This is a genomic window from Enterocloster sp. OA13 (assembly GCF_022440595.1).
Lineage (GTDB): Bacteria > Bacillota > Clostridia > Lachnospirales > Lachnospiraceae > Enterocloster > Enterocloster hominis.
On record NZ_JAKNTF010000001.1, the window covers coordinates 1,922,832 to 1,948,834 of the forward strand.

The window sequence follows — 26,003 nt, forward strand, 5'->3', positions numbered from 1 at the left end:
GTCCGGCTTGACTGTTATGGGTGGAGTATACTATAATCTTGACAACATGTATGTTGTTCTGACAACGGAAAGGAGAAAATATGAATATCCGTATTTTATCGGGTACCCCGCTGTTCCAGGGAATCAAGGAGCAGGAGATAGAGGCCATGCTGCAGTGCCTCTCTGCGGAGGAAAAGGAGTTTGAAAAGGATGCCTATATATACAGGACAGGGGATATCACGGGCCGTCTGGGAATCGTGATGGAAGGTTCCGTCAATATCATAAAGGATGATGTGTGGGGGAACCGGAAAATCATTGAGAATATCGGGCAGGGCCAGATTTTTGCGGAGACGTACGCGTGCCTTAAGGGGGAGGCCATGATGGTGGACGTGCAGGCTTTAGGACCCGCCAGGGTGCTGTTCGTGGACGTTAAGCGCATCCTGACCACATGTCCTTCTGCCTGTGATTTCCATGCCAGGCTGATACGCAGCCTGATGTATGTGCTGGCCCATAAGAACCTGGTCCTCACAAAGAAGATGGATGTGATCACACCCAAGTCCCTCAGGGAGCGGGTCCTGGTATACCTGTCCCAGGAATCGGTGAAGCAGGGGAACCGGATGGTCACGGTTCCCTTTAACAGGCAGCAGATGGCGGATTATCTTTCCGTGGACAGAAGCGCGCTGTCCGGGGAGCTTTCTAGAATGCAGAAGGAAGGCGTGATTGCCTATGAGAAGAACCGCTTTCAGATTTTGTGACGGTTCCGTAATTAGCTTGTCATCAGCCTGTCATCAGGCATTGGCAGTAATTACCACTTGAAAACGAACATATGTTCCTGTATAGTGAAAACAGGAGGTGAGGGTAATGGCTGCTTTGAACATACCCATACAGCTGGTTGGGGCGTGCAGCACGCTGGGCGACATGACGCCGTTGTGGTTCCGGTATGAGAATGAAGAGCACGCCGTTGTTACGGTTAAAGTGGAGGAAGTTGTTTCGTCAAAGGAAGAAAGATACTGCGGGATGGATTATATCAGCTTTGTGTGCTGGGCTGCGGCAGAAGGGCAGAGGCGGCTCATTGAACTGCGCTACCGGGTGTCCACCCACAAGTGGTCATTGTTCAGGACCTTATCATAGGAGGACGGACAGGAAGGGAAGATGGAAGAGTTGTGGTATCACGTGGATGTCAACAGCGCGTTCCTCAGCTGGAGCGCTGCCCATGAGATCTGGATTAAAGGCGGGGACCTGGACCTGCGCACCGTGCCGTCCGTGATAGGCGGAAGTGAGAAGGACCGCCACGGCATTGTGCTGGCCAAGTCAGGACCGGCGGCGCGGTTTGGCATCAGGACAGGGGAGACACTGGTGGAGGCCAGGAACCGGTGTCCGGGGCTTATCATAGCGCCGCCTGATTATGACCTGTATGTACAATGTTCCAAGGCCCTCATGGAATTGCTGGGCCGGTATTCCCACCATATCCACCAGTACAGCATCGATGAAGCCTTCTGCGCCATGGACGGCACGAAGAACCTGTGGGGGAATCCGGTGGCCTTTGCACAGCAGATAGGGGCGGAAATCCGCCGTACCCTTGGATTTACGGTTAATATCGGGGTCTCGGATAACAAACTGCTGGCCAAGATGGCATCGGGATTCCAGAAGCCCGACAAGGTCCACACCCTGTTTAAGGGCGAAATCCCAAAGAAAATGTGGCCCCTGCCGGTGGAGGACCTGTTCTGGGTGGGGCGCGCCGCCAGCCGGAAGCTGAGAACCCTTGGAATCCGCACCATCGGGGATTTGGCGGCAGCGGACCGTGGACTGATGAAACAGCATTTGAAAAAACACGGGGAATTTATCTGGGACCACGCCAACGGCAGGGATACCTCCCCCTTTTTGCAGGAACTGCCGGAGAATAAGGGATATGGGAATTCCATGACGGTTCCCATGGATGTGACGGATGCAGATACAGCCCGCCAGGTCATCCTTTCCCTTACGGAGACAGTGTGCGCCAGGCTGCGGGCGGATGGGATGAAGGCGGGCTGTGTGGGCATATCCATTACGGACCGGGATTTCAGGCATGCCTCGCGCCAGAGGACCCTGGTCTCGGCCACCCATACAACCCTTGAGATGTACCGGGCGGCCTGTCTCATATTTGAAGAACTGTGGGACCTGGCCCCCATCCGCCAGATGGGGGTCCATACCAGCCGGGTTACCCATGATACGGCCTATCAGTACAATCTGTTCGATATGGACCGTTATGAGAAATACGCCAGGCTGGACGAGGCCATTGACGGGATACGCAGCCGGCACGGCGAGGATTCTGTCATGCGGGCCGTATTTCTTGGCGGGAACCTGCCCCATATGGGCGGCGGGATTGACAAGGCCAAACGGACCGGGATGACCAAGCCCCTGCCTTACTGTCCTTGGGAATAAACCCCATGTCCAACCCATCCCCGTCCCTTATTCTTCAATGTCTCCGTTTTTCCAGCGCTGGCGGTATTCCCTGGGCGTCATTCCCGTTTTTTTCTTAAAGACCTTGGTAAAATAATTGGCATCGGAAAACCCGGTTTCCTGCGCTATGTCTGAAATGAATCCGGAGGTGGTGCGGATCAGGAAGCAGGCCGCGGATACACGGCGTTCCTGGATATAATCCGTGATATTCCGTCCGGTGACATTTTTGTATGTGGTGCTTAAGTAGGCGGAACTCATAAACACATGCTGGGCAATGTCTTTCAGGGGAAGGGGGCCGGAGATATTCTGGTTGATATAGTTTTCCACCTTTTTTATGACTTCATGGTACTCCAGGGAAAAGACCTTTTCATCCAGGAGACGGCTGTTGATCATCCCGGCGATTAGCTTTATCCCTTCCACTGCCTCTGTACCGATCATTGGCTGGGAGTGGTATTTTTTATATAATGCATCCGGCTCTGTTTCGCATAGCAGGGCCAGCTTCCTGGCATATTCCTTGTCCAGTCCGGCATCCCTGGTGCGGAACTGCCCGATGATTAGGAAACCGATATAGATATTGTCAATATATACAGGATATGCAACCTCAATCAGGCCGGCATGGCAATGATAGGCATAGGCGTGCTTCTGCCGGGCGCACTGCTGGTCCGCCTGCTGGTCACAATGCGCACAGAAGGCGTTGGTGGCAGGACAGCGCTCCATGGCATAGCAGAAGGGGAGGTTCCGCTTCGACGCCCCAAACCACTGCTTGGATTCCGTTGCATAAAAAAGCACTGGAGTTTTTAAAAGTTTTGATATGGGATTTAAAATGGAAACCATTTTTGCCGTATTGATATGGACCCTGTATGTCTGCACGAAAACCACCCCTCCCTGAATGCCGTTATCAGTTCTATTATTGTATCACGGTTAAAAGGGAAAAAGTAGTAAAATTTTACGTTTCTAATAAATGGTAAAATTAATCTCAGGATATGGGAAACCTGTTAAGGATGATACTTTTTCCGTATTTGTAATAGTAATTTATTTTTAGGATTTTACACGCCCATTGATATGGGGAGACAGAATACATGATTTTATTTCCATCATAGGACGGGAACAGGCCCTCCTGACAGAAAAATATTACTATTTTTACGCCATTGCCCCCAGTCCGGATCCGCGATTTGCAGGCGCCCTTTTATCTTGCTATAATACCCTTGTACACTGAGGGTAAGTGTGTATAATTATACCAATTCACAACAAAGGAGAATGGGAGATTATGTTAAAAAAATCAATGGCAGCCCTTTTGGCGGCAGCGATGGTAATGTCCGCGCTGACCGGGTGCTCCGGTTCCAAAGACAGCGCGGATCCGGGAAAAGAACCTCAGGCATCCCAGGAAGCATCAAAAGATGCAGGGGATGGATCGGATGAAGTAGTGTTAACCATGTGGTATTGGAAGAACAGCATACGGGAGGACCTGATTGCACAGGTATCGGAACAGTTCCCGGGAGTCACCATCCGGGCAGAGCTGTTTTCCGCCGACGATATAGAAGAGAAGATCAACACCACCATTGCAAGCGGCGGGGAACTGCCGGACCTGCTTCCCATGGATGACTGGATTGCCAACCTTCTCCAGTATCCGGATATGTTTGTGGACCTCTATGAGGCTCCCTGCAATGCAAAGGAGATAGAAGACCAGTATGTGGAGTGGAAGTGGAAACGTGGGGAGACCGTTGACGGCAGGCTGATTGCCCTTCCCATGGACATCGGACCCACCTGCATGTTCTATAACGCCAGCCTGTTTGAGGCGGCGGGGCTTCCCACGGAGCCGGCGGATGTGGCGGCAGCCATGTCCACCTGGGAGGATGCATATGCGGCGGCCAGGAAGCTGCAGGAAGCAACCCCGGATGTAAAGATGTTTGATTTCATGGGCCACCTGTTTGTGGCGGCATTGGGACAGCAGCCCCAGCACATGATTGATGAAGAGGGTAACTTCATTGCGGACCAGGATCATATCAGGCAGGCATTCATGACCGCAGTGGAAGGAAAGCCCTATGTGTACGGCGGTGACACCGAATGGTCCTCGGAGTGGGCTGCATCGCTGAACAACGGGGACGTGGCTGCCTTTGTGGGCGCTGTGTGGATGAAGCCGGAGCTTCAGGACGCTGCGCCGGATACGGCCGGACAGTGGAGGGTGACCACCGCACCGGGCGGGGCCGGCAATGTGGGCGGTTCTTCCATCGGCATCACTAAGAACTGTAAAAATGTAGAGACGGCATACAAGGTGCTGACCTGGATGACCAACACGGAAAACCAGGTGGAATCCCTGGAACAGCTGGGCCTGTTCCCGTCCCTGATTTCCGCCCTGGATGACCCTGCGCTGATGTACGAGGAGGAATTTTTCGGCAATCAGGTTGCCAATGAGTATTTTGTGAAGGCTGCAAAGGAAATCAAGGATTATTACTATCCTCCCAACTACAGTTCCTACCAGTCTGCGTTTGAGCAGCAGCTCCTGCTGGTCCAGGACCAGGATAAGGATCCTGAGGAGGCATTGGCGGATGCGGTAAAAGAGGCAAAACAGATTTATGATTTGGAATACATGAAATAAACTTGATGGTATGGGCCGCTGCCAAGTGGCCCATCATTTGATTCTGACCTGGATGATCGTATGATTTTCATGAAAGGGCAGGCCGTGGAGGGAAACAGTCAATGAAGCAAAGGATGAAACCACAGGAAAAAAATGGGAAAAGGCTCCGGGGATTACTCCATGACATCTATAAGAACAGGATGATATACCTGCTGATCAGCCCGTTCTTTTTCATATACGGGATATTCTGGATATTTCCCATTTTCTATTCTTTTTTTCTCTCATTCCATAAATGGGGAGGCGTGGGGGAGAAGAAGTTTGTAGGACTTTTTTATTTCCAGCATCTCTTACAGGACAGCACGTTCCTGCTGTCAATCAAGAACACGCTGATCATATGGGTGCTGTCGACCATTCCCATGGTCATTATCGCAGTCATACTGGCATTCCTGCTGAACGGCGCATTTTTAAAGGGAAAGAACTTTTTCCGCACCGTGTACTATCTGCCAAATATCACCTCGACCGTGGCCGTTGCCATTGTGTTTGCCAATATATTCGGCAACAAATATGGAATACTCAACTTCCTGATCAGCCGTCTGGGGTTTGACCCGGTTCAGTGGATGTCCCTTACCTGGGGCGTGCATGTGGCCATTGCGGCCATTGTCATATGGAGGTGGACCGGTTATAACGCCATCATCCTGTTAGCCGGGCTGCAGAAGATATCCAGCTCGCTTTATGAGGCGGCCAGCCTGGACGGGGCATCCACGTTCCAGATATTCCGTTACATCACGGTGCCCCTGCTGAATCCGGTCATCCAGTTTGTGGTAATCACCTCCACCATCGGAGGATGGCAGCTGTTTGCGGAAGCCCAGATGCTGGTGGGGACAGCAGGCGGGATTGGCAAGAGCGGCATGACGGTGGTGCTGTATCTTTATAACCAGGCCTTCGGCAACCGGCAGTTCGGCTACGGTTCAGCCATCTCCTGGGCGCTGGTGGTGATCATCGGCTTCTGTTCCCTGGTTAACTGGCTTCTTACCAAACGGGAGGTGGACTGATATGACGGTGAATAAAGCGGTATCCAAAATCCTTTTGTACGGATTCATTATCCTGGGGGCGCTTATATCCCTGTTCCCCTTTTACTGGCTGGCTGTCATGGCTACCAACAGTTCAGCGGCATTCATGCGGTTCCCGCCGGTCATGGTGTTCGGCGGACAGTTCATGACCAACATGACCAATCTTTTGAACTCCATCCAGTTTGGAAGGGCTATGTTCAACACCTTTGTGGTGGCTGTATGCAAGACAGTGGGCGGTGTGTTTTTCTGTTCCCTGGCATCCTTTTACTTTGCAAAGTTTAAATTCCCCGGCAGGAGGTTTTTATTTGCACTGTGCCTGGTGACCATGATGATCCCGCCCCAGCTCAACCTGATACCACAGCTGATCATCATGAATAAGTTTGGCTGGCTCTCCACCTTCAAGGCGCTAATCCTTCCCGGACTGATTCCGGCCTTTGGCATCTACTGGATGAACCAGTACTGTATTGGGTCCATACACGACGACCTGATCCATTCTGCCAGGATTGACGGCTGCGGCACCTTCGGCCTGTTCCTCCATGTGGGACTGCCCATCATGGTTCCGGGCTGTGCCTTCTTATGTATTTATATATTCATGGACAGCTGGAATGATTATCTGTGGCCGTTGATTGTGACCAACGATTCCAGTAGGAATACCCTTCAGGTGGCCCTGGCCCAGCTCCAGGGGGCATACAACAGTACGGATTACGGCATGGTCATGTGCGGCGTCCTTCTGGCTACCTTGCCGCTGTTCATTATATTCCTGCTGTTCAGCCGCCAGTTCACGGCAGATATCACGGCAGGCGCAATCAAATCATAAAATGGGAAAGATGAGGGAAAGATGGAATGCAGAAATACTGCAATTTAAACCTGGGATGGAGATTTAAAGAGGGATTTAAGGAAGAATACATAACAGGCGGCAATGATGAGGAGGGCAGGCTGGTTAATGTGCCCCATACGGTGAAGGAGATTCCCTATGACTGCTTTGACCAGACCATGACCTGCATGGTATCCACCTATATACGCAGCTTCCGGCTCCCGGACATGGAGGGGAAACGTGCGCTGGTTTCATTTGAAGGGGTTTCCGCCTGCTATGATTTATATATAAATGGCCATAAGGCAGGCAGCCACAAAGGGGCTTACTCCATGGCACTGTTTGATATTACGGAGTATGTCACCGCGGGTGGGAACCGGATGGTCCTTTGCGTGGACTCCCATGAGAGAAGCGATATACCGCCCAACGGTTCAACCGTGGACTTCCTGATTTATGGAGGGATATACAGGGATGTGACCCTGTATATCCAGGAAGGGACATATGTGAAGCAGGCCCTGTTCCGCTACAGCCTGGACCATGAAACGGCGGTCATGGAGCCGGAACTCCTGATAGGAAGCCATGGGCCAAAACGGGAACTGTGGGCAGTGACATTCCTGCAGAAGGATGGGGTCCCTGTCTGGGAAAACAGGCAGAAGATACAGGTTTCACCGGGCACCGGAAGCATTTCCCTGGAACCCGGGCATGTGGGACAGGTAGCGCTGTGGCAGCCGGAGGATCCCCAGCTGTACCAGGCCAGCGTTGAACTGCAGGATGAAGATGGCCGGTGCGTGGATCGGTATCAGACCAGGATTGGGTTCAGGACAATACGGGTGGAGCCGGACGGATTCTATCTGAATGGGAAACGGACAAAACTGATCGGGCTGAACCGCCACCAGTCTTATCCGTATGTGGGATATGCCATGGGAAGGCGGGCACAGGAAAAGGATGCCCTGCTGCTGAAGGAATTCATGGGGCTTAACATGGTGCGCTGCTCCCATTATATGCAGTCACGGTACTTCCTGGATAAGTGCGATGAGCTGGGGCTTATGGTCTTTGAGGAAATCCCGGGCTGGGGATATATCGGGGATGAGGAATTTAAAAAGATTGTATTCCAGGATTTGGAAAATATGGTACTGGGACATTTTAACCATCCGGGTATTGTGATATGGGGAACGCGTCTGAATGAGACAACGGACCATGACGGGCTTTACCAGGAAACCAACCGGCGCTGCAAGGCCATGGATCCTTCCAGGCCCACCACGGGCGTGCGCTGGGAGACCGGCAGCCACCTGATTGAGGACATATACAGCTATAATGATTACAGTGAGGACGATAAGGGGGAGCATATGCTGCTGACCGCCCATCAGGCCACGGGCAGCACGAAACGGATGCCGTATCTGGTGAGTGAGCATACCGGGGCTGTCCTTCCCACGAAGCCGGTGGACTCAGAGGAACGGCAGGAAGAGTTCGCGATCCGCCATGCAAGGGCCATGAGTAAGATCATGACATCCGACCAGTATCTGGGGGGCCTTGGGTGGTGCATGTTTGACTACAACACCCACAATGACCACAATTCCGTTAACAAGGTATGTTACCATGGGGTGCTGGATATGTTCCGCGTGCCCAAGTGGGCAGCATATCTGTATGCAAGCCAGAAATCCCCGGATAAAGGGGCTGTCCTGGTTCCCTGTTCCATGGTAGGAAGGGGGGAACGCTGTGAGCCGGTTCCCTTTTATGTGCTGACAAACTGTGACTATATTGAGGTCACCCTGTCAAATGACATAACAAGGACCTATTATCCCAGCGTTAAATTTCCGGGGCTTGCCCATCCTCCGGTGCTTGTGACTGAGAACGGCGAGTTCTGGCAGCACAGATGGACCGGGGCCAGGATTGTGGGATATGTTGGGGGCCAGGCAGTGGCGGAGAAGCGGTATTCAGATAATCCGAGACTGTCGCAGCTGCTGGTCCAGCCGGATGACACGGTCCTTTATAACGACCAGGTGGATGAGACACGGGTGGTCTGTACCTTTATGGATGAGTTCGGCAACCGTCTGTACCATCACATGGAAGCGGTCAGCGTGTCTGTAAGCGGGGATATCGAACTGATCGGGCCGTCCCTGATCCCGTCCATGGGAGGCTGCGCGGCCTTCTGGGTACGGACGTGCGCAAGCGGTACAAGGGGGACAGCCGGCATACATATCCACACCTCCAGGCCGGAGATTGACGGCCAGACAGTCACCATACGTCTGGAACTGTCCGGCCAGGAAGGCTGACGGGATTCCTTTTGAAACAATGCAGGGGAAACGTTTTTTGAAAAACCTGGATTGACTTCTGGGATATTTTAATATAAAATTCATACTGTTAATGATTATAATTGGCTGGACCATGCGGTCCAGCCAGCTTGCGTGTTACAGCATGCCCGAAACCGCCGGTTTCCGGCTGCATAAAGGAAGAAACAGTAAGGAGCAGATGAATGGAAGGATCCAGGACTACAATAGAAGAAAGAGACATGACACCGCCGGCCATGGAGCCGGAACGCCAGCAGTACTTCATGGAACGGGCCAGATTACAGGTAAAGGAGCTCTCAGACCGTCTGGGACGGCCCCTGACCTGCTGTATCAACACCTTCGGGTGCCAGATGAACGCCAGGGATTCGGAGAAGCTTCTGGGCATTCTGGAAACCATCGGCTACAGGGCCGTGGAATCTGAGGAGGCTGACTTTGTCCTTTACAATACCTGCACGGTGCGTGAAAATGCCAACCTGCGCGTATACGGGCGCCTGGGCCAGCTGGGCGCCTATAAGAAGAAGCATCCACAGATGATGATTGCGCTCTGCGGGTGCATGATGCAGGAAAAGGAAGTGGTGGACAAGATTAAGAAGAGTTACCGCTATGTGGATTTAATATTCGGGACCCACAACATCTTCAAGCTGGCGGAACTGGTATCCCTTTGCCTGGACAGCCGCAAAAAGGAGGATGAAAGCAGGAAGGCAGCCGAAGGGACCCCTGTCAAGGGCCATAAGCATAAGATGGTCATAGACGTGTGGGAGGACACGGACCAGATTGTGGAGGACCTGCCTGTGGAGCGCAAGTACCCCTTTAAGTCCGGGGTCAACATCATGTTCGGGTGCAATAATTTCTGCAGCTACTGCATTGTGCCCTATGTGCGCGGGCGGGAGAGAAGCAGGAAGCCGGAGGAAATCATAAAGGAAATCCGCAGGCTGGCGTCCGACGGCGTGGTGGAAGTCATGCTGTTAGGCCAGAATGTGAATTCCTACGGTAAGAACCTGGAAACGCCCATGACCTTTGCCGGGCTTTTAAGGGAGGTGGAGAAGGTGGAGGGAATCCGCCGCATCCGCTTCATGACATCCCATCCAAAGGATCTGTCCGATGAACTGATTGAGGTGATGGCCGGGTCCGGAAAAATCTGCCGCCACCTGCACCTTCCCCTCCAGTCGGGAAGCAGCCGCATCCTAAAAGAGATGAACCGCCATTACACCAAGGAACAGTTCCTCGACCTGGCGGCGCGGATAAAGGCAGCGGTTCCGGGCATTTCCCTGACAACCGATATCATAGTCGGATTCCCGGGGGAGACAGAGGAAGATTTCCTTGAGACACTGGACGTGGTGCGCAGGGTGGGATTTGACAGCGCGTTTACCTTCATCTATTCCAAGCGCACGGGAACGCCTGCGGCCGCCATGGAGGACCAGGTACCGGAGGACGTGGTGAAGGAGCGGTTTGACCGCCTGTTAAAAGAGGTACAGGATATCTCCGCAGAGGTCTGCTGCCGTGATGAACATACCGTACAGGAGGTGCTGGTGGAGGAGGTCAATGACCATTCCCCTGAGCTTATGACAGGACGCCTGTCCAATAATACCGTGGTGCATTTCCCGGGCGATGCCTCCCTGATTGGGAAGCTGGTTCCTGTTTACCTGGAGGAGAGCAGGGGATTCTACTACATGGGAAAACAGGTGGACGGGGCGCTATAAGGTTCCGGTATGGAAAGACAGCAAAGATAAAAGCAGTCCGTGCGCCGGGCTTTGGTGCGGGGACTGATAGAGAAGAGAGGTCAGCATTTTGATACAGGCACAATTATCACCCATGATGCAGCATTACATGGAGACAAAAAAGGAATACCCGGACTGCATCCTGTTTTACAGGCTGGGGGATTTTTACGAGATGTTTTTTGACGACGCCCTTACGGTTTCCAAGGAGCTGGAGATAACCCTTACGGGAAAGGACTGCGGCCTTGCGGAGCGCGCCCCCATGTGCGGCGTCCCCTATCATGCCTTGGACGCCTACCTGTACCGCCTGGTGCAGAAGGGATATAAGGTTGCCATCGCAGAGCAGGTGGAGGACCCGAAGCTGGCAAAGGGACTTGTGAAGCGGGAGGTCATCCGGGTGGTGACGCCGGGAACCATTACAAGCGTCCAGGCCCTGGATGAGACAAAGAACAACTACCTGATGGGCATTGTCTATGAGGTGGGCCAGCGGACGAACCAGACGGGCAAAGGCAGGGATGGGATATACGGCATCGCCACCGCGGACATCACCACAGGGGATTTCATGGTCACGGAGGTGGATTCGGACCGGGAATTGTTTGATGAAATCAACAAGTTTTCCCCGTCGGAAATCATCTGCAACAATGCCTTTTATATGTCAGGGGTGGACATTGACGGGTTAAAGAACCGCTATAATGTAATCATATCAGCCCTGGACAGCCATTTCTTCGGGGAAGAGTCCTGCCGGAAGGTGCTGCGGGAGCATTTCCGAGTTGGCTCCTTAAGCGGGCTGGGCCTTACGGATTACGGGACCGGGATCATTTCCGCGGGCGCCGTGATGCAGTACATGTATGAAACACAGAAAAGCACCCTGGAGCATATCACCACCATCACCCCCTATTCCACCGGACAGTTCATGGTCATTGACACGTCCACCAGAAGGAACCTGGAGCTGGTGGAGACTATGCGGGAAAAACAGAAGAGGGGGACCCTTCTGTGGGTGCTTGACAAGACCAAGACAGCCATGGGCGCCCGTCTGCTGCGCACGTACATCGAACAGCCCCTGATCCATAAGGAAGAGATCGTAAAGCGCCAGACAGCCGTGGAAGAGCTGAACATGAATTATATTTCCAGGGAGGAAATCTGCGAATACCTGAATCCCATCTATGACCTGGAACGTCTGATTGGGCGCATCAGCTATAAGACAGCCAATCCAAGGGACCTGATTGCATTTAAGAACTCCCTGGAAATGCTTCCGCATATTAAGCAGATCCTGGGGGAGTTTTCCGGGGAGCTGTTAAGAGGACTGGCGCAGGAAATGGACCCGCTCCAGGATATCTATGGACTGATTGACCAGGCCATCCTGGAGGACCCGCCCGTGACCGTGCGGGAGGGAGGCATCATCAAGGACGGATACCATGAGGAGGCGGACCGGCTGCGCCAGGCCAAGACAGAAGGCAAGGACTGGCTGGCGGAGTTGGAGGCAAGGGAAAAAGAAAAAACAGGCATCAAGACGCTGAAAATCAAGTTCAACAAGGTGTTCGGATACTATTTTGAAGTGACCAATTCCTTTAAGGACCAGGTGCCGGATTACTTTGTGCGCAAGCAGACCCTGACCAATGCGGAGCGTTTTACCACGGATGAGTTAAAGCATCTGGAGGATATCATCATGGGGGCTGAGGAGAAGCTGGTTTCCCTGGAATACGACCTGTTCTGCCAGGTCAGGGACAGCATTGCGGCCCAGGTGGTCCGCATCCAGAAAACAGCCAAGGCCATTGCGGGCGTGGATGTGTTCTGTTCCCTGTCAGTGGTGGCGACCCGGAGGAACTATGTGAAGCCCATGATGAATGAAAAGGGTGTGATCCAGATTAAGAACGGCCGCCATCCCGTGGTGGAGCAGATGATGCGGGACGACCTGTTTGTGGCCAACGATACGTTCCTCGACAACGGGAAGAACCGCCTGTCCGTCATCACAGGACCCAACATGGCGGGTAAATCCACCTACATGCGCCAGGTGGCCCTGATTGTGCTCATGGCCCAGTTAGGAAGCTTTGTCCCGGCCCAGGAAGCGGATATCGGGATCTGCGACCGCATCTTCACCAGGGTGGGGGCTTCCGACGACCTGGCCAGCGGTCAGAGCACCTTCATGGTGGAAATGACCGAGGTGGCCAACATCCTGCGCAATGCCACCAGGAACAGCCTTCTGGTCCTGGACGAGATTGGAAGGGGAACCAGTACCTTTGACGGCCTGTCCATTGCGTGGGCCGTGATTGAACATATCAGCAGCACGAAGCTTCTGGGGGCGAAGACCCTTTTTGCCACCCACTACCATGAACTGACCGAGTTGGAGGGCACCATCGCAGGGGTGAAAAACTACTGCATTGCGGTAAAGGAGCAGGGGGACGACATCGTGTTCCTGCGCAAGATCGTGCGGGGCGGGGCGGATAAGAGCTACGGCATCCAGGTTGCCAAGCTGGCAGGGGTGCCGGATTCCGTCATTGCCAGGGCCAAGGAGATTGCAGAGGAACTGAGCGATGCGGACATCACGGCCAGGGCCAAGGAGATAGCGGAGATCAGCTCCAACATTACACAGCACAAGGCGGTCCCCAAGCCGGATGAAGTGGACATGCAGCAGCTCACCTTCTTTGATACGGTGAAGGATGATGATATTGTAAGGGAGCTTGACGGGCTGGAGCTGTCAACCATGACGCCCATCGACGCCCTCAACACCCTGTACCGGCTCCAGACAAAGCTTAAGAACCGGTGGAAGGAGACACAATGAAGTTCCATATACTGACACTTTTCCCTGAAATGGTCATGAACGGGCTGGGCACCAGTATTACGGGCCGGGCCATGGCAAGCGGCGCCATCTCGGTGGATGCCATTGATATCAGGGATTATTCAAAGGATAAACACAGGCATGTGGATGATGCGCCTTACGGCGGCGGCGCCGGAATGGTGATGCAGCCCGGGCCTGTGTGCGATGCATATGAGGACTTGTGTAACAGGACGGGGAAAAAGCCCAGGGTCATCTACATGACGCCCCAGGGCAGGGTGTTCAACCAGTCCATTGCAGAGGAACTGGCACAGGAGGAGGAACTTGTATTCCTGTGCGGCCACTATGAGGGGATAGATGAAAGGGCGTTGGAGCTGATTGTGACGGATTACCTGTCGGTGGGGGATTTTGTCCTGACCGGAGGGGAGCTTCCGGCCATGGTCATGATTGACTGTATCTCCAGGCTGGTGCCCGGGGTCCTGAACAATGAGGTGTCCGCAGAGGTGGAATCCTTCCATGACAATCTGCTGGAATACCCCCAGTACACCAGGCCGGAGGTGTTCCGCGGAAAGGAAGTGCCCGAGGTGCTTTTAAGCGGACACCATAAGAACATTGAGGAATGGCGCAGGAAGGAGTCCATCAAACGGACCCTGGAGCGCAGGCCCGACCTTCTGCCCGGCGCCAGCCTGACCCTTAAGGAGCACCGGTACCTGGATTCGCTTAAAGGGGGAGAGGACGGCCTTGTGGAGCTGGAGGAAATCCTGGACGGCTATGCGGCTGAGGCGGAGCGGTTGTTCTGTAAGAGGGACGGGATCCGCGGTCAGGAGGACCGGGCTGCCGTTCAAGAGGACCGGGCTGCCGTTCAAGAGGACCGGGCGGCCGTACAGGAAGACCGGCAGTCCGCCCGGGAGGACAGGAAAGTTACCGGCCTGACCGGCCCGCTTCCCGGACTGGGGGAACCCGCGCCGAGAATCAAGCGCAGGGCCATGTCCGAGGTGAAGAAACTGCTGGCTTTGGGCGGCTGTACCCTGAACGATGTAAAAAGTTATTATAAAGTATGTAAAGTACAGTTTACAAGGGACTACACAGGGTAACGGTCTGACGGGAGGATTACCGCCCGTCAGATTTTCCATGTAATGTTCAAGCTGTCGCTTGTGGCGGCAACGGTGGTAATCATCAAATCCACCACCCGCCGCTTGTCGTCAAAGGATACATCGTCCCATGTGTCGAGGTAGCCGGAAATCTGGTTGACCTGTCCCGGGCTGATGGTTTCCACCGTCAGCTCGGCTATCTGCTTCACAAGTTCCTGCTTGCGCCCGTCCAGTTCCGCTATCTTCACATTCACATAGGAGAGCAGGACATTGTTCGCGCCCGTCAGACTGTCCACCAGCTTTTCAATCTCGCTGTCCACATGGAGAAGCTCTACTTGCAGGGCGGCGATTTTGGGATTGGCCTTTGCCGCTTTCTTCCTGCCCGTCAGCGTCTTGTGCTTTTCCAGCTTCTTCACCATCTGCTGGTAAACCACCGCTTCCAGTTCGGAAGTGATGATTTTCCCACAGCCCGGACAGCTTTTATTGTCCAGCCGTTTCGTACAGCGGAGATATTGCCTGCCGGACGGATTGAAGATACTCATAAGCGCATATCCGCAGTTCCCGCACTTGATTTTCCCCGCCAGCCATGTGTGGGTGGCTTTTCGGGCGGACTGGATTTTCATGTTGTTCATCAGCTTCTTGCGGCAAGCCAGCCATATATCCGCCGGAACAATGCCCTCATGGGGAGCCAGCACCAGCATTTGGTCTTTCAAGTCGTTTTTCTTGCTGGGCTTCACATCCCGCCCCTGATACAGATAACAGCCGTTTGTCCCCGTAAAGTCGGCGGCGTCATTGACGATAACCGTACCCTGGCTTTTGAAAAATTCGTACACATCCAAGTCCGCCTGCACATAGACGGGATTGCGTAACATCTGCGCCAGTGTGGGGCGTATCAGTTCCTTGCCGTAGAACAAAATCCCCTGTTCGGCAAAGTACCGGGTAATGTCCCCGTAAGAGGTTGTGGGCTGGGCGTACATCTCAAATATCAGCCGGATATTGGCCGCTTCGTCCGGGTTTACCACCAGCTTCTTTGTGTTGATACCGTCCATTTTGATAGGCTCGGTGTGGAAGCCGTAAGGGGCTTTCCCGCCCATCTTGAAGCCCCGCTGACTGCGGGAGTAGTAAGCGTCTGTCACCCGCTTCTGTATCGTTTCCCGTTCAAGCTGGGCGAACACGATACAGATATTCAGCATAGCCCGCCCCATCGGGGTGGAGGTATCAAACTTCTCCGTAGAGGACACAAACTCCACATCGTACTGCTGGAACAGTTCCATCATGTTGGCAAAGTCCAGAATGGAACGGCTGATACGGTCAAGTTTGTAAACAATGACCTTTGCAATCAAGCCCCGCTTAATATCCCGCACCAGTTCCTGAAACTTCGGGCGGTCTGTGTTCTTGCCGCTGTACCCTTTGTCTGTGTATTCCTTACAGTTCCCGCCTTTCAATTCGTATTTGCAAAACTCAATCTGGCTTTCAATGGAAATGCTGTCCTTTTTGTCTACCGATTGCCTTGCATAGATCGCGTCTATCCTGTTATTCATTTTGTCGCTCCTTTTCTTAAAAAGAAACGGAGCTGCTGACAGTTCTATTATACCGCCAGCAGCCCCGCAAATCAACGATGGCTTCGGGATTTATGCCCCGGCTTCCTCTTTCTGCCGCTTATCGGCATATTTGCGGAACACCTCATAAAGCTGCTGCTCCAGTTCCCGGCGTTTGGTCGCTTCCTGCTCCGGCGTGAACACCGGGGAGAGGTTTTCCAGCGTGATTTCCTTTCCCTGAAAAGTCACGACTTCTGTTTCCTTTTTGTATCTGATATTGTTACTTATAAAATCACCTTTCCTTTCCATACTGCCGCTGCTGCCGTTTCAGTTCCGCCAGTATATCCGGCGGGATACGGTCAACCAGCCTTTGCATATCGTGCAGTTCGCTTTCCAGCTTTGCCCGCTCCATGCGGTCTTTGATTTTGCCGCTCTCGCTGGCTCTGGCTCGTGCTTCCAGCTTCTCATTTTCTGCCAGCAGGTCATTGATTGTGACCTTGTACTTTTTCAACTGCCCGGAGAAATTCTCCATCTGCGGGAACCACTTTTTCAGCATGGAGAGGGCTTCCTCTTTTTTCTTTCCGGCGTTCAGCGGGTTAATGCCGTCCAGTGTGGCTTCAATGGCTCTTGCCTGCCGGGAGAGGGAAACCGCCTGTTTGAAAAGCCGGGTGGGGATATGCTTCCGGCCTGTCTTGCTGGCGCTTTCCCCACGCTCCAAGTCGGGATATTTCTCCACCATGTAGGCGTGAAAATCATCCTGCCACTTCGTCAGGTTTGCCCGGTTGCCGATAATCTCCTTAGCGCACAGGCGGTTGTCCTTTGTCAGCGGAACAAAGGTCAAATGCAGGTGGGGCGTTTTCTCGTCCATGTGTACCACCGCCGACACGATATTTTCCCGCCCTACCCGGTGGGTGAGGAAATCCGCCGCCCTCTGGAAAAACGCCTGTATCTCCTTTGGGGATTTCCCCTTGAAAAACTCCGGGCTGGCGGTTATCAGCGTATCGACAAACCGTGTGCTGTCCTTGCGGGTTCGGCACCCGGCCTGCTCAATCCGGCTCTGAATGAAGTGGTAATAGCGTCCCTCCGGCTTGACGATATGGAAGTTGTATTTGCTCCGGCTGGTGTCAATATCAGGGTTGCTGGCGTATTGGTCTTTCTGCCGTTCGTGATGGGCTTCCAGCGGCCTTGCCGGGTTGCCCTTGTGCTTCTCAAAACGCAAAATTGCGTGCTGTGCCATTCTGCTCCTTTCCCCATTCCTTTCCTATCCGGGGTTTTCCACAGGGAAAATCCCGCAGAAAATAGCTCGGATAGGATTGGAATGGATAGAATATAAATCAATCTTTTTAATCTTTGTATTTCTATATACCGTCCGGTTTTCGTACTTCTCAGGAGTGATTTCCGTACTTCATGGGTACGGTTTTCAGCCCTCCGGCGTACCAGAACGGGATTTCTTGAAGTCGGTGTTCGGAACCGCTTCATAGGATTTTGGGAAAATGCGGTTGGGTTTTCCACAGCCCTGCTTCTGGATCTCCACCAGTCCGGCATATTGCAGTTCCCGCATGGTATTTACCGCTTTCTGCCGCCCACAGCGGAGCAGGTCAACTACCTCGCAGATGGGATAGTACAGGTAAATCCGCCCGTACTCGTCCGCCCACCCATTCTTGCGGGATAACTCTGTCCGGCGCAGGATAAAGGCGTACAACACCTTTGCCTCGTTGGACAGGGGCTTGAATGTAGGGGCTTCAAAGAGAAAATTCGGGAGCCGGGTGAAGCTGAACGCCTGTTCCGGCTGGTGAATGTAAATCGTGTTTGTCATATCGTGTTTTGTGGACGGTTAGAAGCCCGTTTTCCGGGGCGGGCGATACTTTATACCACCTGCCCCGGTTTGGGGCCTGCGAAGCCTTATAAATCAAGGCTTTTCCGCTCCTAACTGTCCACAGCAGACCTCCTTTTCCGTTCACTTTCTGTTTTCTGCCGCCTGTGAACTCTGGCGGCGCAGTCCGGGCAGTATTTAGCCCGGTTGGATTTGGGGACGAACACGCCGCCGCAAACCGCACAGCGTTTCATGTCCTTATCCCGGAAAATCTCCGCTTTCAGCGTCCCGTCCAGCGGCAAGACCGCCCAGCGGAACCACTTACAGCAGACCGAGAAAGAAACCGTCTGCGGGCAGGTGCAGGCGTCCCCATCGTCAAGGACAATGCAGTTGCCGTCCTCACAGCAACAGCACTCCCGGCGTATCAGGCTGGCCGCCTGTTTCTTCTGCGCCGGTGTCATGCGGTAAAGGGAACCGTCCGGCCTGCGTTCCAGCGGCGGCAAGTCTTTATAGGGGTTATCTCTCATGCGTTCCCTCCATTTTGCTTTCCATTGCCGTTCTCCCCGAAAAGGTTTCCTGCCTCGTCGTCGCAAGCTGCGTATCGCTCGTTTCGCCGCAAGCGGCAAAACTCACTCGCTCCGCTGCTCCTCCTCTCCCCACAAAGCCATGCGGCTTTGCGGGGGCCCCGACAATAGCGGCGTATTCCGGCGTTGGCACGCTCCCCGCAGCTTCGGGACGTTTTGTCCCGAAGTGACCTCTGGACAAAGTGTCCAAAAGTCCGGCTCCTGGCGGTGCTTCCCCAGCCGTGGTATTCTCTTTTCGGACGGTCATTCTGTTTTCAAGGTGCTGTCCATCGATGAACTACCCTAAGTCTACACGAAAAAAATGCAAATCCCGGCTTTTTGCGAGAATTGCATTTTGATGAAGTTTACACTTTGGAAATTGCATTTTTGCAATTATCTTGTATAATGGAAGTATGCGGAGGAGGTGCGTGTCTATGGCTTTACCCGGAACACCCGGACAGCGGATTTCCGATTTATGCAACGGGAACCACATCACACAAAAGGAACTTGCGGAGAAGATAGGCGTTTCCGCTTCCCAATTGAGCCGCATTGTCAGCGGCGAAACAAGAACGGTAAGCAGTGATATTCTCATAGGTGTGGCAAAGGAATTTAAGGTATCGACAGACTACATACTGGGCTTGTCTACCGTGAGCGTCCGTAAAAGTTACGATATTTCTGAATTAGGCTTGTCAGAGGGGGCCGTGAGGGGGCTTGTGACGGGTGCTGTTGATGTGCAAATCCTCAACCGTCTGTTGGAACACAGGAATTTTCCCAAGCTGATAGATTTGATACGGATTTATTTTCAGGATACGGCGGCAAAGGGCATAACAGCAAGAAACCAGCTTATCGAGATGGCAACGGCTTCCCTGTCCGACCTGATGAAAGAACACCCGGAACACCGGGCAGAAGCGAAGCAGGATTTACAGCTTTTGAACGCCCAAAAGATGGGGGAACATGAAGCGGAGATTGAAAAAATCAAAAATGTGTTCCTGGCTATCCTGCGGGACATTAAGAAAGACATAGACAACGGGGAACAGCCGGGAGAAGCTGTGACCGCCGCTATGTTCCAAGCCATGCGGGACGCACTGGCGGAACAGAAACAAAAACCGCTTTCCATTGACGATGTAACGGCGATGATAGCCGGACAGATTGGACAGCTTGCGCCGATGGACGAGGAAACCGCCGACCTGTTTCAGCGGTTAGTAAAGAAAATGATTGAACAGGCAGAGAAATAAATGTAGGAGAATATTAGAAAATGGGAAAAAGCAACTCGTACTATATGCAGCTTCATGTAGAAGCACTGTTTACAATGAATGAAAAGAACGAACTTATGACTATAAGGGAACCATGGGACTCCACTTCACAGCCGGCTCCCCGCTTCTATTTGACAAGACCACTTTACGAAAAACCACATACTTATTTTCGTGCTGACGTACCGAAAGAATTATGATATAATGAGTTATCAACAAATCAAAATTTGTGGAGGTAAAATATAGATGAATCAAGGAAGAATTATTGTGATTACAGGCTCACCGGGGACAGGAAAAACAACAACTGCGTCAATTGTCGCAAAGGAATCAGATATGGATAAATCAGTGCATATGCACACCGATGACTTTTTTCATTACTTAAGCAAAGGCGCAATACCACCACATTTGCCAGAATCCAACGAGCAAAATCTGGTTGTCATTGAAGCCTTTTTAGAAGCTGCAAAGCGATATGCTCGTGGCGGATATGATGTAATTGTAGATGGGATTGTCGGGCCATGGTTTTTGGAGCCATGGAAAGCTCTTGTTCGGGAACATTATGAGGTGCATTATATTATTTTAAGGGCAAGTAAGGAAGAAACCTTAAAGCGGGCTGTTGAACGCTCAAAGTTAGACCGAAAAACAAATATCGAATTGGTAGAAACAATGTGGGAGCAATTTTGCAATCTGGGAATATATGAATCGAATGTTGTAGATACGACCAATTATTCCATTCAAGAAACTGTTTCCGCAGTACAAGAAAAAATCGCAAGTAGGGCAGCATTGTTGTCTTAGATTGTTTTGGTGCAATTCCCATTTATCGAGCAGATGAAGTTGGGGAGCCGCCTGGAGGCGGCGGTGCCGAAGGATAAAATAGGAGATGTTAAGGTTATGAATAATGAATACGATAATGAGAAGTTTTTTGAAGAATATGCAAAGATGTCCCGCAGTAAAGAGGGGTTAAAAGCTGCTGGTGAATGGCATCAATTAAAACCTTTGTTTCCTTCGTTAGAAGGAAAATCTGTTCTTGACTTGGGGTGCGGATATGGCTGGCACTGCAAGTTCGCAGAAGAACAAGGAGCTACAAAAATATTAGGGATCGATTTAAGTAAGAAAATGATTGAGGAAGCCCAAAAGCGCAATTCAGGAAATCAAATTGAATATCGTATTAGCGGATTAGAGGAATATGACTATCCAGAAAATGAATGGGATTGTGTTATATCTAATTTAGCTCTGCACTATATAGAGGACATAGTGGAAATATTTCAAAAAGTGTATAGGACATTAAAACCAGGTGGAATTTTTCTTTTTAATATCGAACACCCTGTTTTTACCGCAGGAGTTGGGCAGGATTGGATTTATACAGATGATGGGAAACCGCAATATTGGGCGATTGATAATTACTTTATAACAGGAGAACGAAATACACATTTTTTAGGATGTGATGTAGTAAAACAACATCACACACTTACACAGATTATAATGGGATTGCTGAACAATGGGTTTGAGCTTAAAGTTGTAGAGGAAGCAGAACCGCCTAAAGAGATGATGGATATTCCGGGTATGGAAGATGAACTTCGCCGCCCGATGATGTTACTTGTAAAGGCGATAGCGAAAAAATAATATCTCTATTAGGAAAACTGATATACCCCAATTTAGAGAATGGCATAGTAATTCCTAGTGATAAAGAGAAAATGATTGCACTGGCAAATAAATACATTGAAAAAGAAAATGTAGATGCACTCATTCTCGCCTGTACGGAGCTGCCACTTGCCATAAAGCCCGAAGATGTTAATGTGCCAATCGTGAATACAACCCAAGTACATATCAATGCAATTTACCAATATGCAATTCGATAAAAATAGCAAAGCCAGCCGAGCCAGTCAACGGTCAAGATGAACGGCGCATTTCATGCGCCGCCGTTGACAGCCCCGCCCGTCTTTGCTAAAGGGTAATCAAGGCGGGAAAGCCCTAAAATGGCTTCACACCTATTTCAATAATTGGAGGAGATAAAAATGAGATCAGAAAAGGAAGTTTATGATATTGTTTTGAATTTTGCAAAAACAGACAAACGCATTCGCATGGTTACTTTGGAAGGATCTAGAACAAATACAAATATTCCGCCTGATGATTTTCAGGATTTTGATATTACTTTTTTTGTTACGGATATGGACAGCTTCACAAGTGATGATAAATGGCTAGATATATTTGGTGAAAGGTTGATTCTGCAAAAGCCGGAAGATATGGAATTATTTCCAGCTGTAGAAAAGGGATTTTCATATTTAATGCTGTTTACTGATGATGTTAAGATAGATTTAACTTTGCTGCCGCTGGAACTGATAGACGAGTATTTTACATGGGATAAACTGGTAAAGTTACTGTTGGATAAAGACAACCGTATCGTAAAGCCGCCAATACCAACGGATATAGACTACCACTTGCAGAAGCCTACTCAAAGAATGTTTGACGATTGCTGTAATGAATTTTGGAATACTACAACATATGTAGTAAAGGGCTTATGCCGCAAAGAAATTCTTTTTGCTATTGACCATATGAATGATATAGTACGAAAAGAATTGCTTCGCATGATTTCCTGGCTGATTGGTATCAAACAGGGATTTCATTTCAGTTTGGGAAAAAACTATAAATTTATGAAGCAATATGTCCCAGAGGAATTGTGGGAACGACTTATGTCCACTTATAATATGGATTCCTATCCCCATATGTGGGAATCCTTTGAACAATGTATGGCATTGTTCCGGGAGGTTTCGTCAGAAGTGGCATGCCAGTTGGATTACCAGTATCCACTATATGATGAAAAAATCAGTAATTATGTGATTCGGCAAAAGAAAAAATATGGCATTGAAGATGATAACAAATAAAATTTTTTCAATCGAAAAAATTTATTTTGATTATTCAATTTTGAAAAACTGAATACCTCAAAATCAGAAAGAGCGCGGACAAGCACTTTGAGGGATTGGCCGCCTTGTCCACCCATCCAGCGGGGCGGCGGGCGGCGGTCAAGGCCGGGTGTAACCCCGTTCATTTCAGCCTTGACGGTTGCCCGCTGTCCTGCTACTTTTCCGGGAGTGTGGCCACAACTTCGGGACACTTTGTCCACAAGTCGGAGCGTAGGACGAGGGACGGGGGCTTTCATATACCTGCCGCCGTTCTCTGAAAACAGGCCGATTTTTTGCTCATTCCCATTCGCAAAAATTCAGCCTGTTTTCCTGCCGGAGCAAACGGGGCGCAAGAAGCACCGCACCCCGTTTCCCCCGTCAGCCACGCCAGCAGGTATAACACACTACACTTTGCAAGCAAAGTCGTGTGCCAAAGGGGGCACCCCTTTGGAAACCCCGGACAACAAAACAGGCGGTATGCTGCCCTCTCCGGGAGCATACCGCCGTTTGTTGTCAGCAGCCCGTTTCACGGTCTGCGTGTAGTTCCTTGTAAACTGACCTAAAGCGCGGTTAAAGTTAATCCAAAAGGATTATTAAAGGATTATTAAATCCCGTACAATGGCTGCGCGGCGTTGACAGAAGCGGCATAATATTGTACAATCTCATGAAAATACGCAAAAATAGGAGTTGATGATTTTGGAACCATCTGGTGACTCGATCGCCATACGTTTAGTTGTTATCATTATTTTACTGGGGCTTTCCGCCTTTTTTTCATCATCGGAGACAGCCCTTACCACTGTAAACAAAATCCGCATCAGGACCCTGGCCGAGGCAGGCAATAAATCTGCCGTATGGGTCATGAAGCTGGGCGAGGACCAGGGCAGGATGCTCAGCGCCATACTCATTGGCAACAATGTGGTCAACCTGTCCGCCTCCTCCATGCTTACGGTCCTTGCCACTGAGGTGTTCGGCAGCAGGGCGGCAGGCGCGGCTACCGGTATCCTTACCCTTCTGATATTGATTTTCGGTGAAATCACCCCCAAGACCATTGCCACCCTGGAAGCGGAGAAGAACGCCCTCAGGTTCGGGCATATCATATATGTGCTGATGGTCATCCTGACCCCTGTCATCGTGGCAGTGAACTGGATGTCCTCCGGTGTCCTCAAGGCCCTGAATGTGGACCCCAATAAGCGGGGGGACGACATGACGGAGGATGAACTGCGGACCATCGTGGAAGTGGGACATGAAAAGGGTGTGATTGAGTCAGAAGAAAAGGAAATGATCAACAACGTATTCGATTTGGGCGATTCTGTGGCCACGGATATCATGGTACCCAGGATTGACATGACTTTCATCAATATCAATGCAGGTTTTGATGAACTGCTCCAGGTGTTTCGGGAGGAACGCTATACCAGGCTCCCGGTGTATGAGGAAACCACTGACAATGTGGTCGGCATCATCAACATAAAGGACATGCTGCTCATTGAGGACAGGGAGCATTTTTCCATTGCGGACCACCTGCGCCAGCCCCTTTATACCTTTGAATCCAAAAAGCTGTCGGAGCTCATGGTGGAAATGCGCCAGACCTCCAACAACATCGTCATTGTGCTGGATGAATACGGGGCCACGGCCGGACTGATTACCCTGGAGGATATCCTGGAGGAAATCGTGGGGGACATCCGGGACGAGTACGATGAGGACGAGGAGGATGAACTCATACAGCTGTCGGAAGGTGAGTACCTGGTGGAAGGCGCCATGAAACTGGATGATTTAAACCACAAGCTGGACCTGGACCTGGCCTCGGAGGATTATGATTCCGTTGGCGGATGGGTCATTGACCGGTTGGAACACCTTCCGGCAGAGGGGGAGGAAGTGGAGTGGGAAGGGGTACGCCTGGTAGTGGAACAGGTGGAAAAAAACCGCATCGACAAAATCCATATCTACCTGCCTGAAAATGAGTAACAGTTCACATCGGATGTCTGAACAGTTACGGAAATGAAGAAAAAGGAATGAGGAAAAAGGAATGAGGAAAAAGGCAGGGATTAAATCATAAAATGCTTGCATTTTGGAAGAATATATGATAGAATCAGTCGTTGTGACAAGAAATAGATGGTCCTCTGTTACTGAAACGCAGTGAATTTGATTTACCGCAGATGGTATTAAGAACATCCAATAGATGAAGGAGGTTCACACCGATGAACGACATTATTAAGAACATTGAAGCAGCCCAGTTAAAAGAAACCGTACCCACATTCCATGTTGGCGATACCGTTAAGGTATACAACAAGATTAAAGAGGGTAACCGCGAGAGAATCCAGATTTTCGAGGGAACTGTCATTAAGAGACAGAACGGCGGAGCAAGGGAGACATTTACCGTAAGGAAGAATTCCAATGGTATCGGCGTTGAGAAGACCTGGCCATTACATTCCCCAAGCGTTGACAACGTAGAAGTCGTACGTAAAGGTAAAGTAAGACGTGCTAAGCTGAACTACTTAAGAGACAGGGTCGGTAAAGCTGCCAAGGTTAAAGAATCAGTTAAATAATCGGTTATATAATCAGGTAGTGGAAACAGGAACAAGGGACAATGCAAATTGTCCCTTTCTTAAATTCCATATGGAATAATACAGAGAAATGGGTGTGGTGCATGGAGTTTTATGTGAATGAGGATACGGCCTGGCTGCGCCGGATTGTGCGTTGGGCCGTGAACGTGGTGGTTGTGCTGGCCCTTGCCTGGTTCCTGGTATATGCGTTCTGTGCCCAGGTCCCTGTGTCCGGCAATTCCATGCAGCCGGTCTTGAGCGCCGATGACGTGGTGCTGGTGAACCGTCTGGTTTATGATGTGGGTGGACCGGAGCGGTTTGACATCGTGGTGTTTGAGCGCGAGGACCACAAAAAGAACGTGAAACGTGTCATCGGCCTTCCGGGGGAAACCGTACAGATAAAAGGCGGTTTCGTATTCATCAATGGTGAGGTCCTGGGTGTGGATAACGGTCTGGAGCAGGTGTCCCTGGCCGGCCGGGCAGACACCCCCATCCAGCTGGAGGAGGATGAATATTTCCTTCTGGGGGATAACCGGGACAGCAGTGAGGACAGCCGTTTCTCCAACATAGGCAATGTAAAGAGAGAGCAGATATATGGAAAAGTCTGGTTCAGGATCCTTCCGCTCCTGAAGCTGGATTTCATCCATTCCAAATAGAATAG

23 protein-coding genes and 1 pseudogene are annotated in these 26,003 nt (G+C 51.2%); 18 read left to right on the forward strand and 6 right to left on the reverse strand.

Features of this window, described 5'->3' with window-relative positions; genetic code table 11:
* Positions 1-80 precede the first annotated feature (80 nt).
* The 3 genes from MCJ35_RS08430 to MCJ35_RS08440 all read left to right on the forward strand — a co-directional run bounded on the left by MCJ35_RS08430 (position 81) and on the right by MCJ35_RS08440 (position 2,400).
* On the forward strand, positions 81-734 hold the full coding sequence (locus MCJ35_RS08430; protein ID WP_025482067.1) for a Crp/Fnr family transcriptional regulator: 654 nt from the start codon (positions 81-83) through the stop codon (positions 732-734).
* Between the two features lie 106 nt (positions 735-840).
* Positions 841-1,110: a hypothetical protein gene (locus tag MCJ35_RS08435; protein WP_040382419.1), complete on the forward strand. Its 270-nt coding sequence runs from the start codon at positions 841-843 to the stop codon at positions 1,108-1,110.
* Positions 1,111-1,131: 21 nt separating this feature from the next.
* The gene (locus tag MCJ35_RS08440; RefSeq protein ID WP_025482066.1) at positions 1,132-2,400 is read left to right on the forward strand and encodes a DNA polymerase Y family protein; all 1,269 of its coding nucleotides are present in this window, start codon (positions 1,132-1,134) and stop codon (positions 2,398-2,400) included.
* A 27-nt stretch (positions 2,401-2,427) separates the two neighbouring features.
* On the opposite strand, the gene MCJ35_RS31980 is transcribed toward MCJ35_RS08440, so the two are convergent.
* Entirely contained in the window at positions 2,428-3,288 is an 861-nt protein-coding gene (locus tag MCJ35_RS31980; RefSeq protein WP_025482064.1) for a PocR ligand-binding domain-containing protein, read from the reverse strand.
* 397 nt (positions 3,289-3,685) lie between these two features.
* Between MCJ35_RS31980 and MCJ35_RS08450 the strand changes: the two genes are divergently transcribed.
* The 7 genes and pseudogenes from MCJ35_RS08450 to trmD all read left to right on the forward strand — a co-directional run.
* On the forward strand, positions 3,686-5,014 hold the full coding sequence (locus tag MCJ35_RS08450; protein ID WP_051400517.1) for an ABC transporter substrate-binding protein: 1,329 nt from the start codon (positions 3,686-3,688) through the stop codon (positions 5,012-5,014).
* A 101-nt stretch (positions 5,015-5,115) separates the two neighbouring features.
* Positions 5,116-6,045 (forward strand): carbohydrate ABC transporter permease, encoded by a 930-nt coding sequence (locus MCJ35_RS08455; protein ID WP_025482062.1) that lies wholly within the window; start codon positions 5,116-5,118, stop codon positions 6,043-6,045.
* A 1-nt stretch (position 6,046) separates the two neighbouring features.
* Positions 6,047-6,880 (forward strand): carbohydrate ABC transporter permease, encoded by an 834-nt coding sequence (locus MCJ35_RS08460; protein ID WP_008725418.1) that lies wholly within the window; start codon positions 6,047-6,049, stop codon positions 6,878-6,880.
* Positions 6,881-6,906: 26 nt separating this feature from the next.
* A complete protein-coding gene (locus MCJ35_RS08465; protein WP_240299439.1) occupies positions 6,907-9,147 on the forward strand; it encodes a glycoside hydrolase family 2 protein in 2,241 nt (746 codons plus the stop codon).
* Positions 9,148-9,347: 200 nt separating this feature from the next.
* Positions 9,348-10,862, forward strand: a complete 1,515-nt coding sequence (gene miaB / locus MCJ35_RS08470; protein ID WP_025482061.1) for a tRNA (N6-isopentenyl adenosine(37)-C2)-methylthiotransferase MiaB — start codon at positions 9,348-9,350, stop codon at positions 10,860-10,862.
* A gap of 112 nt (positions 10,863-10,974) precedes the next feature.
* Positions 10,975-13,656, forward strand: coding sequence for a DNA mismatch repair protein MutS (gene mutS, locus MCJ35_RS08475; RefSeq protein ID WP_034575870.1), 2,682 nt, complete (start codon positions 10,975-10,977; stop codon positions 13,654-13,656).
* A pseudogene (gene trmD, locus MCJ35_RS08480) lies at positions 13,653-14,423 on the forward strand (tRNA (guanosine(37)-N1)-methyltransferase TrmD); the annotation flags it as partial. The gene mutS and the pseudogene trmD, both read left to right, overlap by 4 nt.
* Positions 14,424-14,770: 347 nt before the next feature.
* On the opposite strand, the gene MCJ35_RS08485 reads toward trmD, so the two are convergent.
* The 5 genes from MCJ35_RS08485 to MCJ35_RS08505 form a co-directional block, all read right to left on the reverse strand.
* Positions 14,771-16,282 carry a recombinase family protein gene (locus tag MCJ35_RS08485; protein ID WP_007215987.1) on the reverse strand — a complete coding sequence of 504 codons (1,512 nt, stop codon included), beginning with the start codon at positions 16,280-16,282 and terminating at the stop codon, positions 14,771-14,773.
* A gap of 90 nt (positions 16,283-16,372) precedes the next feature.
* Complete coding sequence (locus MCJ35_RS08490) at positions 16,373-16,528, reverse strand: hypothetical protein (RefSeq protein WP_436798084.1); 156 nt, start codon at positions 16,526-16,528, stop codon at positions 16,373-16,375.
* A 43-nt stretch (positions 16,529-16,571) separates the two neighbouring features.
* On the reverse strand, positions 16,572-17,516 hold the full coding sequence (gene mobV, locus MCJ35_RS08495) for a MobV family relaxase (protein WP_007215985.1): 945 nt from the start codon (positions 17,514-17,516) through the stop codon (positions 16,572-16,574).
* A gap of 183 nt (positions 17,517-17,699) precedes the next feature.
* Positions 17,700-18,095, reverse strand: coding sequence for a replication initiator protein A (locus MCJ35_RS08500; RefSeq protein ID WP_007215984.1), 396 nt, complete (start codon positions 18,093-18,095; stop codon positions 17,700-17,702).
* 110 nt (positions 18,096-18,205) lie between these two features.
* Positions 18,206-18,619 carry a cysteine-rich VLP domain-containing protein gene (locus tag MCJ35_RS08505; RefSeq protein WP_007215983.1) on the reverse strand — a complete coding sequence of 138 codons (414 nt, stop codon included), beginning with the start codon at positions 18,617-18,619 and terminating at the stop codon, positions 18,206-18,208.
* A 470-nt stretch (positions 18,620-19,089) separates the two neighbouring features.
* On the opposite strand from MCJ35_RS08505, the gene MCJ35_RS08510 reads away from it, so the two are divergent.
* The 8 genes from MCJ35_RS08510 (at position 19,090) to lepB (ending at position 25,998) form a co-directional block, all read left to right on the forward strand.
* Positions 19,090-19,890, forward strand: a complete 801-nt coding sequence (locus MCJ35_RS08510; protein WP_007834095.1) for a helix-turn-helix domain-containing protein — start codon at positions 19,090-19,092, stop codon at positions 19,888-19,890.
* A 261-nt stretch (positions 19,891-20,151) separates the two neighbouring features.
* A complete protein-coding gene (locus MCJ35_RS08515; protein ID WP_007215980.1) occupies positions 20,152-20,697 on the forward strand; it encodes a P-loop nucleotide/nucleoside kinase family protein in 546 nt (181 codons plus the stop codon).
* Positions 20,698-20,793: 96 nt separating this feature from the next.
* Entirely contained in the window at positions 20,794-21,525 is a 732-nt protein-coding gene (locus MCJ35_RS08520) for a class I SAM-dependent methyltransferase (protein WP_022582627.1), read from the forward strand.
* Between the two features lie 44 nt (positions 21,526-21,569).
* A complete protein-coding gene (locus tag MCJ35_RS08525) occupies positions 21,570-21,761 on the forward strand; it encodes an aspartate/glutamate racemase family protein (RefSeq protein ID WP_370751961.1) in 192 nt (63 codons plus the stop codon).
* 156 nt (positions 21,762-21,917) lie between these two features.
* The gene (locus MCJ35_RS08530; protein WP_001255868.1) at positions 21,918-22,784 is read left to right on the forward strand and encodes an aminoglycoside 6-adenylyltransferase AadE; all 867 of its coding nucleotides are present in this window, start codon (positions 21,918-21,920) and stop codon (positions 22,782-22,784) included.
* Between the two features lie 714 nt (positions 22,785-23,498).
* Positions 23,499-24,764 carry an HlyC/CorC family transporter gene (locus tag MCJ35_RS08535; protein WP_034575838.1) on the forward strand — a complete coding sequence of 422 codons (1,266 nt, stop codon included), beginning with the start codon at positions 23,499-23,501 and terminating at the stop codon, positions 24,762-24,764.
* Positions 24,765-24,997: 233 nt separating this feature from the next.
* The gene (gene rplS / locus MCJ35_RS08540; protein WP_008725424.1) at positions 24,998-25,345 is read left to right on the forward strand and encodes a 50S ribosomal protein L19; all 348 of its coding nucleotides are present in this window, start codon (positions 24,998-25,000) and stop codon (positions 25,343-25,345) included.
* A 101-nt stretch (positions 25,346-25,446) separates the two neighbouring features.
* Positions 25,447-25,998 (forward strand): signal peptidase I, encoded by a 552-nt coding sequence (lepB, locus tag MCJ35_RS08545; protein ID WP_008725425.1) that lies wholly within the window; start codon positions 25,447-25,449, stop codon positions 25,996-25,998.
* Positions 25,999-26,003 lie beyond the last annotated feature (5 nt).